The organism is Streptococcus oralis (assembly GCF_021497945.1).
Lineage (GTDB): Bacteria > Bacillota > Bacilli > Lactobacillales > Streptococcaceae > Streptococcus > Streptococcus oralis_BR.
Genome location: NZ_CP046524.1, coordinates 654,453 through 666,846 on the forward strand (window position 1 = coordinate 654,453; position 12,394 = coordinate 666,846).

14 protein-coding genes are annotated in these 12,394 nt (G+C 42.1%); 13 read left to right on the forward strand and 1 reads right to left on the reverse strand.

Going from position 1 to position 12,394, the window contains the following annotated elements; all coding sequences use genetic code 11:
* The first annotated feature begins 4 nt into the window (after positions 1-4).
* The 4 genes from pstB (GOM47_RS03415) (at position 5) to GOM47_RS03430 (ending at position 3,218) form a co-directional block, all read left to right on the forward strand.
* Entirely contained in the window at positions 5-808 is an 804-nt protein-coding gene (gene pstB, locus GOM47_RS03415) for a phosphate ABC transporter ATP-binding protein PstB (RefSeq protein WP_235081084.1), read from the forward strand.
* Positions 809-820: 12 nt separating this feature from the next.
* Positions 821-1,579: a phosphate ABC transporter ATP-binding protein PstB gene (gene pstB / locus GOM47_RS03420; RefSeq protein ID WP_235081085.1), complete on the forward strand. Its 759-nt coding sequence runs from the start codon at positions 821-823 to the stop codon at positions 1,577-1,579.
* A gap of 11 nt (positions 1,580-1,590) precedes the next feature.
* Complete coding sequence (gene phoU, locus GOM47_RS03425) at positions 1,591-2,244, forward strand: phosphate signaling complex protein PhoU (protein ID WP_235081086.1); 654 nt, start codon at positions 1,591-1,593, stop codon at positions 2,242-2,244.
* 158 nt (positions 2,245-2,402) lie between these two features.
* Positions 2,403-3,218 carry an ABC transporter substrate-binding protein gene (locus GOM47_RS03430; RefSeq protein WP_235081087.1) on the forward strand — a complete coding sequence of 272 codons (816 nt, stop codon included), beginning with the start codon at positions 2,403-2,405 and terminating at the stop codon, positions 3,216-3,218.
* 21 nt (positions 3,219-3,239) lie between these two features.
* On the opposite strand, the gene GOM47_RS03435 is transcribed toward GOM47_RS03430, so the two are convergent.
* A complete protein-coding gene (locus GOM47_RS03435; protein ID WP_235081088.1) occupies positions 3,240-4,511 on the reverse strand; it encodes a PLP-dependent aminotransferase family protein in 1,272 nt (423 codons plus the stop codon).
* Between the two features lie 144 nt (positions 4,512-4,655).
* Between GOM47_RS03435 and budA the strand changes: the two genes are divergently transcribed.
* The 9 genes from budA to GOM47_RS03480 all read left to right on the forward strand — a co-directional run bounded on the left by budA (position 4,656) and on the right by GOM47_RS03480 (position 12,387).
* Positions 4,656-5,387, forward strand: a complete 732-nt coding sequence (gene budA, locus GOM47_RS03440; RefSeq protein ID WP_049538323.1) for an acetolactate decarboxylase — start codon at positions 4,656-4,658, stop codon at positions 5,385-5,387.
* A gap of 9 nt (positions 5,388-5,396) precedes the next feature.
* Positions 5,397-6,152, forward strand: coding sequence for a YhfC family intramembrane metalloprotease (locus tag GOM47_RS03445; RefSeq protein WP_235081089.1), 756 nt, complete (start codon positions 5,397-5,399; stop codon positions 6,150-6,152).
* A 110-nt stretch (positions 6,153-6,262) separates the two neighbouring features.
* Positions 6,263-7,168 (forward strand): UDP-N-acetylmuramate dehydrogenase, encoded by a 906-nt coding sequence (murB, locus tag GOM47_RS03450; RefSeq protein ID WP_235081090.1) that lies wholly within the window; start codon positions 6,263-6,265, stop codon positions 7,166-7,168.
* Between the two features lie 158 nt (positions 7,169-7,326).
* The gene (locus GOM47_RS03455; RefSeq protein WP_084975022.1) at positions 7,327-8,484 is read left to right on the forward strand and encodes an ABC transporter ATP-binding protein; all 1,158 of its coding nucleotides are present in this window, start codon (positions 7,327-7,329) and stop codon (positions 8,482-8,484) included.
* Positions 8,465-9,271 (forward strand): ABC transporter permease, encoded by an 807-nt coding sequence (locus GOM47_RS03460; protein WP_235081091.1) that lies wholly within the window; start codon positions 8,465-8,467, stop codon positions 9,269-9,271. Before GOM47_RS03455 ends, GOM47_RS03460 begins: the two co-directional genes overlap by 20 nt.
* Positions 9,268-10,041, forward strand: a complete 774-nt coding sequence (locus GOM47_RS03465; RefSeq protein ID WP_065371896.1) for an ABC transporter permease — start codon at positions 9,268-9,270, stop codon at positions 10,039-10,041. The genes GOM47_RS03460 and GOM47_RS03465 overlap by 4 nt, the downstream gene beginning before the upstream one ends.
* Positions 10,038-11,108 (forward strand): ABC transporter substrate-binding protein, encoded by a 1,071-nt coding sequence (locus tag GOM47_RS03470; RefSeq protein ID WP_235081092.1) that lies wholly within the window; start codon positions 10,038-10,040, stop codon positions 11,106-11,108. The genes GOM47_RS03465 and GOM47_RS03470 overlap by 4 nt, the downstream gene beginning before the upstream one ends.
* A gap of 185 nt (positions 11,109-11,293) precedes the next feature.
* Positions 11,294-11,659 (forward strand): DUF3021 family protein, encoded by a 366-nt coding sequence (locus GOM47_RS03475; RefSeq protein ID WP_000591173.1) that lies wholly within the window; start codon positions 11,294-11,296, stop codon positions 11,657-11,659.
* Positions 11,660-11,901: 242 nt separating this feature from the next.
* Positions 11,902-12,387 (forward strand): LURP-one-related/scramblase family protein, encoded by a 486-nt coding sequence (locus GOM47_RS03480; protein WP_235081093.1) that lies wholly within the window; start codon positions 11,902-11,904, stop codon positions 12,385-12,387.
* Positions 12,388-12,394 lie beyond the last annotated feature (7 nt).

Here is a 12,394-nt window from a genome sequence, read left to right on the forward strand (position 1 = left end):
AGCCATGTCAAAATATAACTGGGATGAAAAGCATATCATCACCTTCCCTGAAGAAAAAGTGGCCCTCTCTACCAAGGATTTACATGTTTACTATGGTAAAAATGAATCCATCAAGGGCATCGATATGCAATTTGAAAAAAATAAAATTACAGCCTTGATTGGTCCTTCTGGATCAGGGAAATCTACTTATCTTCGCAGTCTCAATCGGATGAATGATACCATTGATATTGCCAAGGTCACAGGTCAAATTCTTTACCAAGGGATTGACGTCAATCGTCCTGAAATCAATGTCTATGAGATGCGCAAGCATATTGGAATGGTCTTCCAACGTCCAAATCCATTTGCCAAGTCTATTTACCGCAACATCACTTTTGCTCATGAACGTGCAGGAGTCAAGGATAAGAAAGTCTTGGATGAAATTGTCGAAACCTCTCTCCGACAGGCTGCCCTTTGGGATCAGGTCAAAGACGACCTCCACAAATCAGCCTTGATGCTTTCTGGTGGACAGCAACAACGTCTCTGTATCGCTCGCGCCATCTCTGTCAAGCCAGACATCCTCTTGATGGATGAGCCTGCTTCAGCCTTGGATCCGATTGCGACAGCCCAGCTGGAAGAGACTATGTTGGAATTGAAGAAAGACTTTACCATCATCATCGTTACCCACAGTATGCAGCAGGCAGCGCGTGCAAGTGACTACACAGGATTTTTCTACTTGGGCGATTTGATCGAGTATGATAAGACATCCAATATTTTCCAAAATGCGAAACTACGTTCTACCAATGACTATGTAACGGGACACTTTGGTTAGGAAGGAAGCAGTATGACAGAACCGATTTTGCAGGTTAAAGACCTGTCCGTTTATTACAATAAAAAGAAGGCTTTGAATAGTGTTTCCCTTTCTTTCCAACCTAAGGAAATAACAGCCTTGATTGGTCCTTCTGGATCAGGAAAGTCCACCCTGCTCAAAGCCATCAACCGCATGGGCGATCTAAATCCTGAGGTGACAACAACTGGAACAGTGATTTATAATGGCCACAATATCTACAGTCCACGTACCGATACGGTTGAATTGCGTAAGGAAATCGGTATGGTCTTTCAACAGCCCAATCCTTTCCCTATGTCTATCTATGAAAATGTTGTCTACGGCCTACGTATCAATGGAGTCAGGGATAAACATGTTTTGGATGAAGCGGTGGAAAAAGCTTTGCAACGCGCTTCTATTTGGGATGAGGTCAAGGATCGCTTGCATGATTCAGCCATTGGTCTCTCAGGTGGACAACAACAACGTGTTTGTGTTGCTCGTGTCTTAGCAACCAGTCCCAAGATTATTCTCTTGGATGAACCAACTTCAGCCTTGGATCCTATCTCGGCTGGTAAGATTGAGGAAACCTTGTATGGTCTGAAAGATAAATACACCATGCTCTTGGTAACGCGTTCGATGCAACAGGCCTCTCGTATCTCTGATAAAACAGGATTTTTCCTAGATGGAGATTTGATTGAGTTTAATGATACGAAGAAGATGTTCCTTTCCCCTCAAAACAAGGAAACAGAAGATTATATTACAGGAAAATTTGGATAAGGAGTTGAAAGATGTTACGATCTCAATTTGAAGAAGATTTGGAGAAATTGCACAACCAGTTCTACGCCATGGGACAAGAAGTGCTTTCGCAGATCAATCGTACAGTACGTGCCTTTGTTACGCATGACCGTGATTTGGCAAAAGAAGTTATCGAAGATGATGCAGAAGTAAATGAATATGAAGTGAAGTTGGAAAAAAAATCATTTGAAATGATTGCCCTCCAACAACCTGTTTCTCAAGACCTTCGTACCGTCTTGACCGTTCTCAAGGCAGTGTCAGACGTGGAACGCATGGGAGATCATGCAGTGTCTATCGCTGAGGCGACCATTCGTATGAAGGGGGAGCAACGTATCCCTTCTGTTGAAGAAGAAATCAAAAAGATGGGACGCGACGTGAAAAACTTCGTTGAAGCAGCCCTAGATCTCTATCTCAACGGTTCTGTGAATCAAGCCTACGAAGTAGCAGCTATGGACGAAAAAATCAACCATTACTTTGATAGCATCCGAGATTTGGCTACAGAAGAAATCAAGAAAAATCCTGAAGCTATCGTTACAGGTCGTGATTATTTCCAAGTCATTTCTTTCTTGGAGCGTATCGGAGACTATGCAAAAAATATCTGTGAATGGGTTGTTTACTTTGAAACAGGTAAAATCGTCGAACTCTAAGAAATGGATTAAATATGCACTAAAAAGACTAATCAACTCAGATTAGTCTTTATTTTTGAATAAAAAGGAATTTTTTTGAAATGAAAATTCTGAAAATGTTGACAAGTATTTTCAAATAAGTTATAATTATTCAGAAAAAACAGAAAGGTCGTTTATTTATGAAATTTAAGGAATGGATATTAGTTGTGTGTAGCATGCTTGTCAGCATGATTTTAGTAGCTTGTCAATCCAGTACGGATAGTTCCCAGTCTGCTGTGGAGGCTATCAAACAAAAAGGAAAGCTAGTCGTTGCGACCAGCCCAGACTATGCACCATTTGAATTCCAAGCCTTGGTAGATGGTAAAAACCAAGTAGTTGGGGCAGATATTGATATGGCTCAAGCGATTGCGGATGAACTTGGAGTTAAGCTTGAAATCTCTAGTATGAGTTTTGACAATGTCTTGACCAGCCTTCAAACTGGAAAGGCTGATTTGGCTATTGCAGGAATTAGTGCCACAGATGAGAGAAAGGAAGTCTTTGACTTTTCAATTCCTTACTATGAAAACAAGATGAGTTTCTTGGTTAGAAAAGCCGATTTAGACAAGTACAAGGATCTTTCAAGTCTCGCAAGTGCCAATATCGCAGCTCAAAAGGGAACTGTTCCAGAAACCATGGTCAAGGAACAATTGCCAAATGCCCAATTAACATCTTTGACCAATATGGGTGAAGCAGTCAATGAATTGCAGGCTGGGAAAGTGGATGCTGTTCATATGGATGAACCAGTTGCTCTAAGTTATGCAGGTAAAAACTCAGACCTTGCCGTTGCGACAGCTACTTTGACGATGAAAGATGGCGAAGCCAATGCCGTTGCTATCAAGAAGGATCAATCAGACTTAAAAGCAGTAGTGGATAAGGTTATCCAAAAATTAAAAGATGATGGAACGTACCAAACCTATCTAGAAAAAGCAGCGAAACTAACAGAAGTTGAACAGTAAAAAAGAAAGCAGAGTTGGAGTCTAATCCAATTCTGCTTTTATGTATTGTAATAGTGCTTCTAGATTTTCGAGAGAGACTTTGGCAAACTGATAAGGGCAGGCTTCCAAATAAGCCTCTTCAAAGAAGTCTAGTTTGAGTGAGCTATGCTTTAAACTGGCAATTTTAGGATAATTTCTCAAATCAAGGAGAATCCCATCATATAGAGGATAGTAGGGCAAGGGACAGGTATTTGTTTCAAGTACTTCCTTTATCCGAGTTTGATAGTTCTCTTGAAGGGTCAGTCGAGCCAGTCTATTTTTTTCAAATAACTGACTATCGATGTAAAGAGAGAGAGCCTTTTGCATGATGAGATTGCTGTCATAGTCCAGGATATTTTTGTAGGAAACAAAGGCCTCTTTTAGGGCATTTGGGAGAATGAGGGCGGTGATACGAAGGGCTGGAAAGAGACTTGTTGAAAAGGATTTGATGTAAATGACGCGATCCTCAGTGTCCAGATAGTGGAAGGTCTGGCTTTTTTTAGGGTCTAGGTCTCCTAGATAGTCATCCTCTACGATGTAAACACCATACTGATTTGCTAGATCCAGAATGGCCCTTTTTTCCTGATCAGAATAGGAATGACCTAGGGGATAGTGGAAGCGAGGAATGGTATAGAAGAACTTGATTTTTCCAGATTTGAACTGTTCTTCTAGTTTGTCAAGGTCAATTCCATCGATTCGGCGTTCAATGGTCCTGTAGGTCAATCCCTGAGCGACCAAGAGACGATTCATCCGGTGATAAGTCGGCTGTTCGACCAAAATCTCCTCTCCCTTACTAGGAAAGGCAATCTGAGAAAGGATAAAGAGAGCTTGCTGGGTGCCAGATGTTAAAACCAGTTGGTCGGTTTTGCAGTAGAGGGCTTGGTTGAAAAGAAGCTGATGGACAGATTGCCTTAGTTCCTCAAGACCTTCTTGGTTGTCATAGTAGTTAAAGAGGTAGTTTTCCCGGCCAATCAGTGTTTCATTGACGCAGAGTCGGAAGTCGTCATAGGCACTGGCATGTTCGTCAGTGACTTCGATTTCCAAGTCTTGGTGCTGTCCTTGTTCTAGAACATAGTAGCCACTTTGGGGTTTGGCATAGAGGTATTGTTCATGGCGTAATTCCAGTAGGGCTCGTTGGATAGTGTCCTTGCTACAGTGGAAGTCTTGGCTCAGTTGACGGATGGAGGGAAGCCGGCTACCTGTTGGGAATTTTCCTGATTCAATCCCCTTTTTTAGAAAGGAAACGACTGCTTGGTATTTACTTTCTTTCTTCATTCCAGACCTCCGTTGATTTTGTTACATTGTACCTTTTTTTTGTCTCCTTTGCAATGGGAAAAGCATTCCCCCTTTCACATCTAGGAGCAAATGTGGTATACTTAGAAAGTATGATGATTCATTGAAAAGAAGATAAGAAAGAGAATGGATAGAAAAGTGCAGGAACCGGTAAAATTATTTCAATACAATACTCTAGGTGCCCTAATGGCTGGTCTCTATGGCGGAACCATGACAGTGGGAGAATTGCTGGAGCATGGCGACCTTGGTTTGGGAACCCTTGATTCGATTGATGGGGAGTTGATTGTCCTTGATGGCAAGGCTTATCAAGCTAAAGGTTCAGGGGAACAACCTGAAATTGTAGAAGTGTCACCTGATGCCCTTATCCCTTATGCGGCAGTCGTTCCCCATCAGGCAGAAGTGATTTTCCGCCAGCGCTTTGAGATGACTGACAAGGAATTGGAAAAGCGAATTGAGTCCTACTATGATGGGGAGAATCTTTTTCGTTCTATCAAGATTCATGGGGAATTCGCCCACATGCATGTACGGATGATTCCTAAATCCACACCTGATACCAAGTTTGCTGATGTCGCGACTCACCAACCTGAATATAGCCGTGAAAATGTATCGGGAACCATCGTTGGATTTTGGACACCAGAGATTTTCCATGGGGTCAGTGTAGCGGGTTACCATTTGCACTTTATCTCAGACGATTTGACTTTTGGTGGGCATGTGATGGACTTTGTTATCAAAGAAGGAATGATTGAGGTTGGGGCAGTCGACCAGTTGGACCAACGTTTTCCAGTCCAAGATCGCCAGTATTTATTTGCCAAATTTAACGTTGACGAGATGAAGAAAGACATTGATAAGTCAGAATAGGAGAAAAAGATGACACTACATATTATCCTTACCATGATCGCTTTGGTTTTAGTCCTAGTAGGTGGGACTTGGTATGCAAAAAAACGCTTTAAGATCTCTCTTGCAGTGATGGGCTTGGGGGCAATCGCATTTTTTGTTTCTTCTCAAGTGTTAGAGAAGATGGTTCACCTTCTGGTACTTCATCCACAAAAAGACGGAACCATTGCGCTCATGCAGGAGCAACCTTTCCTATATGTTCTTTATGCGATTGCTATGGCTGCCCTTTTTGAGGAAACTGCCCGCCTTGTCTTTTTTAAATGGTTGGAGAAAAAGAGAAGTCTAGAAGATAGAGATGCTTTGGCTTATGGTTTGGGACATGGGGGCTTGGAGATGCTCTATCTCGGAATGGGAAGCTTGATTAGTCTTTTGATTCTCTTTTCACTCATCCAGTCTTCAAATACTGATGTAGCCAATCTCCTTCCAAAGTCTACCCTTGAAACGGTTCAGTCTCTTTCTGTATGGCAGGTTTATTTACTAGGGCTTGAGCGTGTGCTTGCTCTGGTTCTGCAAATTGGTCTTTCCATCTGGGTCTATCAAAGTGTTAGCCAAAAGAAATGGATTTACCTCGTTGCTGCCTATGGTTTGCATGCCTTGTTTGACTTGGCTCCAGCTTTATCTCAAGTGGGATGGATTGCAAATCCACTTCTAGTGGAGGTCATTCTTCTTTTAGAAGTACTAGCCTTTATCTGGCTAACAAAATCTACATTTTGGAAAAAATCATCATAAAAAGAGGGAAACCTCTTTTTTTACGCAATGCTTTGACACCAAGAATTTTCCTGTCGTCAAAAGCCCTTAAAAATGGTATAATGAAATGACTTTACAAAAGGATGAGAGATATGACATTCGTAACTAAAATACAAGAACAATTAGAAGGAATCGATATTCGTTTTAAGGAGCCCTTGAAGACTTATACCTATACCAAGGTAGGAGGTCGAGCGGATTACCTAGTTTTGCCACGAAATCGCTATGAGATGGCGCGTGTTGTCCAATTTGCCAATCAGGAGAATATTCCTTGGATGGTGCTAGGAAATGCCAGCAATATCATCGTTCGTGAAGGTGGAATCCGTGGTTTTGTCATCTTGTGTGACAAACTCAATAACGTTTCTGTTGATGGTTACACTATTGAAGCAGAAGCGGGTGCTAATTTGATCGAGACAACACGTATTGCACTTCGTCATAGTTTGACTGGTTTTGAGTTTGCTTGTGGCATCCCTGGAAGCATCGGTGGTGCTGTCTTTATGAATGCGGGTGCCTACGGAGGAGAGATTGCTCACATTTTGCAGTCTTGTAAGATTCTGACCAAGGAAGGGGAAATTGAAACCTTGTCAGCCAAGGACTTGGCTTTTGGTTACCGCCATTCAGCTATTCAGGATTCTGGGGCCATTGTCTTGTCAGCTAAATTTGCCCTAGCTCCAGGAAATTATCAGGTTATCAAACAGGAAATGGATCGCTTGACGCACCTTCGCGAACTCAAACAACCTCTAGAATACCCATCTTGTGGTTCAGTCTTTAAGCGTCCAGTGGGGCATTTTGCAGGTCAGTTGATTTCAGAGGCTGGATTGAAAGGCTATCGTATCGGTGGTGTTGAAGTATCTGAAAAGCACGCTGGTTTCATGATCAATGTTGCTAACGGAACAGCTAAAGACTACGAGGACTTGATTCAATCTGTTATTGAAAAGGTAAAGGAACATTCAGGCGTCACCCTTGAGAGGGAAGTCCGAATCCTGGGTGAGAAGGAGTAAGGTTTCACCAGAATAGCTGCTGCTATGTCAATGGAAAGGGGGTGAAAGCCTATCGGTAGCGAAGATATATGCAGGTGGTTTTACTCCCTGCAAGAGGTAGTGGCGGCCTGACAGAGCCCTGATCTGTTAATTTATGAAAAAGAAGGAATTTATGCCAATTGAAAAAACCAATTATCGAATTCAAAAACGTCTCTAAAGTTTTTGAAGACAGCAACACCAAGGTTCTCAAAGACATCAACTTTGAGTTGGAAGAAGGGAAATTTTACACTCTTTTAGGCGCATCTGGTTCAGGAAAATCAACCATTCTAAACATCATTGCAGGTTTACTGGATGCGACGACAGGAGATATTTTGCTGGACGGTGTGCGGATCAACGACATCCCAACCAACAAGCGAGACGTCCATACGGTTTTCCAATCCTATGCCTTGTTTCCACATATGAATGTGTTTGAAAATGTTGCCTTTCCACTCCGCTTGCGTAAAATCGACAAGAAAGAAATCGAACAACGTGTAGCGGAAGTTCTCAAGATGGTTCAGTTGGAAGGTTATGAGAAACGTTCTATCCGTAAACTTTCTGGAGGACAACGTCAGCGTGTGGCCATTGCCCGTGCCATCATTAACCAACCCCGTGTGGTCTTGCTGGACGAGCCTTTGTCTGCGCTGGACTTGAAATTAAGAACAGACATGCAGTACGAACTGCGTGAACTGCAACAACGATTGGGGATTACCTTTGTCTTTGTCACTCACGATCAGGAGGAAGCCTTGGCTATGAGTGACTGGATTTTTGTTATGAATGATGGCGAGATTGTTCAGTCTGGAACGCCTGTGGACATCTACGATGAGCCGATCAACCACTTTGTTGCCACCTTTATCGGTGAGTCCAACATCTTGCCAGGAAACATGATTGAGGACTACTTGGTCGAGTTCAATGGCAAACGCTTTGAAGCGGTCGACGGGGGGATGAAGCCAAATGAGCCTGTTGAGGTTGTCATTCGTCCAGAAGACTTGCGCATTACCCTTCCTGAAGAAGGCAAGCTCCAAGTTAAGGTTGATACCCAGCTTTTCCGTGGGGTTCACTACGAGATTATCGCCTATGACGAACTCGGAAATGAATGGATGATCCACTCGACTCGTAAGGCCATTGTGGGTGAGGAAATCGGTCTGGACTTTGAGCCAGAAGACATCCACATCATGCGTCTCAACGAAACCGAAGAAGAGTTCGATGCTCGTATCGAAGAATACGTAGAAATCGAAGAGCAAGAAGCAGGTCTGATTAACGCGATCGAGGAGGAAAGAGATGAAGAAAACAACCTCTAAACTCTTTGTAGTGCCCTATATGCTTTGGATTGCCCTCTTTGTTCTCGCACCCTTAGTCTTGATTTTCGGTCAATCCTTTTTCAACATTGAAGGCCAGTTTAGTTTAGAAAACTATAAATCCTACTTTGCGTCACAAAATTTGACCTATCTTAAAATGAGTTTCAACTCTGTGCTTTATGCAGGGATTGTCACCTTGGTAACACTGCTCATCAGCTATCCAACAGCCCTCTTTTTGACCCGTCTCAAGCACCGTCAACTCTGGCTTATGCTGATTATCTTGCCAACCTGGATCAATCTGCTCCTTAAGGCCTATGCCTTTATCGGGATTTTTGGTCAAAATGGCTCTATTAACAAATTTTTGGAATTTATCGGAATCGGTTCGCAGCAGTTGCTCTTTACCGATTTCTCCTTCATCTTTGTCGCAAGCTACATCGAGCTTCCCTTTATGATTTTGCCGATTTTCAATGTCTTGGATGATATGGACAACAATCTTATCAATGCCAGCTATGACCTCGGTGCGACCAAGTGGGAGACCTTCCGCCATGTCATCTTCCCTCTATCGATGAATGGAGTGAGAAGTGGGGTTCAGTCTGTCTTTATCCCAAGTTTGAGTCTCTTCATGCTGACACGCTTGATTGGTGGGAACCGCGTTATCACGCTGGGAACGGCTATTGAGCAGAACTTTCTAACCAATGATAACTATGGAATGGGTTCTACCATCGGTGTGATCCTCATCCTGACCATGTTCATCACCATGTGGGTGACCAAGGAAAGGAGAGAACGATGAAAAAATTTGCCAATCTCTACCTAGCCTTTGTCTTTATCGTCCTTTATTTGCCGATTTTTTACCTGATTGGCTACGCCTTTAATGCTGGCGATGATATGAACAGTTTTACAGGCTTTAGCTTGAGCCATTTTAAAACTATGTTTGGTGATGGCCGCCTCATGTTGATCCTCACCCAAACCTTTTTCTTGGCCTTTTTATCAGCCTTGATTGCGACCATTATCGGGACTTTCGGTGCTATCTATATCTATCAGTCTCGTAAGAAATACCAAGAAGCCTTTTTATCACTCAATAATATCCTCATGGTTGCGCCTGACGTTATGATTGGTGCCAGCTTCTTGATTCTCTTTACCCAACTCAAGTTTTCACTTGGATTTTTGACGGTTCTATCTAGTCACGTGGCCTTTTCCATCCCTATCGTGGTCTTGATGGTCTTGCCTCGCCTCAAGGAGATGAATGATGACATGATTCATGCGGCCTATGACTTGGGAGCCAGCCAGTTTCAGATGTTTAAGGAAATCATGCTTCCTTACCTGACTCCGTCTATCATTGCAGGTTATTTCATGGCCTTTACCTACTCGCTTGATGACTTTGCCGTGACCTTCTTCGTAACGGGAAATGGCTTTTCAACCCTGTCAGTCGAGATTTACTCTCGCGCTCGGAAGGGGATTTCGCTAGAAATCAATGCCCTATCTGCCCTTGTCTTTCTCTTTAGTATTATTCTAGTTGTTGGATATTACTTTATCTCACGTGAGAAGGAGGAGCAAGCATGAAAAAACTCTATTCATTTTTAGCAGGAATTTTAGCAATTATCCTTGTCTTGTGGGGGATTTCCTATCATCTTGATAGTAAAATCAACAGTCGAGATAGTCAAAAATTGGTTATCTACAACTGGGGGGACTACATTGATCCCGAACTTTTGGAGAAATTCACAGAAGAAACAGGGATCCAAGTCCAGTACGAGACCTTTGACTCTAACGAAGCCATGTATACCAAGATCAAGCAAGGCGGAACGACCTACGATATTGCCATCCCAAGTGAGTACATGATCAACAAGATGAAGGATGAAGACCTTTTGGTTCCTCTTGATTATTCAAAAATTGAAGGAATTGAAAATATCGGACCAGAGTTCCTCAACCAGTCTTTTGACCCAGGCAATAAATTTTCAATCCCATACTTCTGGGGAACTTTGGGAATCGTCTACAATGAAACCATGGTAGATGAGGCGCCTGAGCATTGGGATGACCTCTGGAAGCCAGAATACAAGGATTCCATCATGCTCTTTGATGGGGCGCGTGAGGTGCTGGGACTCGGGCTTAACTCACTCGGTTACAGCCTCAACTCAAAGGATCCTCAGCAGTTGGAAGAAACGGTAGACAAGCTCTACAAACTGACTCCAAATATCAAGGCCATCGTGGCAGACGAGATGAAGGGTTACATGATTCAGAACAACGCTGCTATCGGGGTGACCTTCTCTGGGGAAGCCAGCCAGATGTTGGAGAAAAATCCTAACCTCAAGTATGTCGTTCCGACTGAGGCTAGCAATCTCTGGTTTGATAACATGGTCATTCCAAAAACCGTGAAAAACCAAGATGCAGCCTATGCCTTCATTAACTTCATGTTGAAGCCTGAAAATGCTTTGAAGAATGCAGAGTATGTTGGCTACTCAACCCCAAACCTACCAGCCAAGGAAATGCTCCCAGAGGAGACCAAGGAAGACAAATCATTCTATCCAGACGCTGATACCATGAAACACCTAGAAGTTTATGAGAAGTTTGACCATAAATGGACAGGCAAATACAGCGACCTCTTTCTCCAGTTTAAAATGTACCGGAAGTAGGAGATTATCTACTATCGGAAATAATTTCAATCAGACAAAAAATAAAACCTAGCCATAGAAAATTAACCATTTTATGGCTAGGTTATTTATTAAAATAGATCATGAATTAGTAGAAAAATATACTTAATTATGCTATAATTTCGATAGAGTTAAAGGCATTTTAGCTTATGATTGAGGTAGTAGTTATGATTAAAAAAGCTATTTTTAGAGGAATTATTCCTTTTGTTATTATGACCAGTTTAGCATTTTTTATAAGACTTCAAGGGATTGATATTTTTCAGGTTAAAAGTACATTTTTGGTTGGTATTATTGCTACCTCGATAGCATCAGCCTCGGTAATTTATGAAATTGAAAAATGGTCGCTATTTAAACAATCTATTATACATTTTATCATTATGCTTTTTACTGTTCTTCCCTGTCTTCTATTTAGTGGATGGTATAAGTTGGTCTCAATTTTGGATTATCTCATTGTTTTAGGTCAATTCTTATTGGTTGGAAGTTTCTTGTGGGCTATCGCCTATATAATATTTGGGAAACTTCTAAAGAAATGAGTTGGGCATTAACCTTGACGAACTCCTTCAAAAACGATATAATACTAGAGTTGAGAATTGATTTTCAGTCATCTTAGTCCAGAGAAATGGCGGTGCTGCGAGCCATCTAAGCTAGGAAATCATGCTACTCAATCAGACAATTGCATAAGAACAAGAGAATGACAAGTTCATTGAATGAAGGTGGTACCGCGGTTTTTCGCCCTTCGTGATATGGACTTGTCTTTTGATTTTTGGAGGTGTTTATGAAGACATTTCTCGTGAAACAAAAGTTTCGACTTGGAGGCGAACGCTTCGATATCAAGGATGATAGAGGAGTAGTGAACTATCAGGTGGAGGGATCATTTTTCCAAATTCCTAAGACCTTTACCATCTATGACGCCTATGGTGAGCAAGTCAGTGAAATCAGCAAAGAATTTTTCACCTTACTTCCTCGCTTTAACATTCAGCTACGGGACGGGTCAAATTTCGTCATTCGTAAGAAGTTTACTTTCTTCAGAGATAAGTATGAATTTGACAACCTCGGTCTTCGTATCGAGGGCAATATCTGGGATTTGAATTTCAAATTACTAGATGATCGTGATCAGCTTGTCGCCGAGATTAGGAAAGAGATTTTCCATTTAACATCGACTTACAACGTAACCGTCTATGAAGACTCTTATGCAGATTTGGTTATTTCCCTCTGTGTCGCAATTGACTATGTGGAAATGCTGGAAAGCCAATCACATTAAACAAGTA

Excerpts from the sequence above, each read along its gene's own strand:
- budA (WP_049538323.1), top strand. The coding sequence starts at position 4,656 with ATGGATAGAAAAGTGCAGGAACCGGTAAAATTATTTCAATACAATACT.
- murB (WP_235081090.1), top strand. The coding sequence starts at position 6,263 with ATGACATTCGTAACTAAAATACAAGAACAATTAGAAGGAATCGATATT.
- GOM47_RS03445 (WP_235081089.1), top strand. The coding sequence starts at position 5,397 with ATGACACTACATATTATCCTTACCATGATCGCTTTGGTTTTAGTCCTA.
- GOM47_RS03465 (WP_065371896.1), top strand. The coding sequence starts at position 9,268 with ATGAAAAAATTTGCCAATCTCTACCTAGCCTTTGTCTTTATCGTCCTT.
- GOM47_RS03435 (WP_235081088.1), bottom strand. The coding sequence starts at position 4,511 with ATGAAGAAAGAAAGTAAATACCAAGCAGTCGTTTCCTTTCTAAAAAAG.
- GOM47_RS03430 (WP_235081087.1), top strand. The coding sequence starts at position 2,403 with ATGAAATTTAAGGAATGGATATTAGTTGTGTGTAGCATGCTTGTCAGC.
- GOM47_RS03480 (WP_235081093.1), top strand. The coding sequence starts at position 11,902 with ATGAAGACATTTCTCGTGAAACAAAAGTTTCGACTTGGAGGCGAACGC.
- GOM47_RS03475 (WP_000591173.1), top strand. The coding sequence starts at position 11,294 with ATGATTAAAAAAGCTATTTTTAGAGGAATTATTCCTTTTGTTATTATG.
- GOM47_RS03470 (WP_235081092.1), top strand. The coding sequence starts at position 10,038 with ATGAAAAAACTCTATTCATTTTTAGCAGGAATTTTAGCAATTATCCTT.
- GOM47_RS03460 (WP_235081091.1), top strand. The coding sequence starts at position 8,465 with ATGAAGAAAACAACCTCTAAACTCTTTGTAGTGCCCTATATGCTTTGG.
- phoU (WP_235081086.1), top strand. The coding sequence starts at position 1,591 with ATGTTACGATCTCAATTTGAAGAAGATTTGGAGAAATTGCACAACCAG.
- pstB (WP_235081085.1), top strand. The coding sequence starts at position 821 with ATGACAGAACCGATTTTGCAGGTTAAAGACCTGTCCGTTTATTACAAT.
- pstB (WP_235081084.1), top strand. The coding sequence starts at position 5 with ATGTCAAAATATAACTGGGATGAAAAGCATATCATCACCTTCCCTGAA.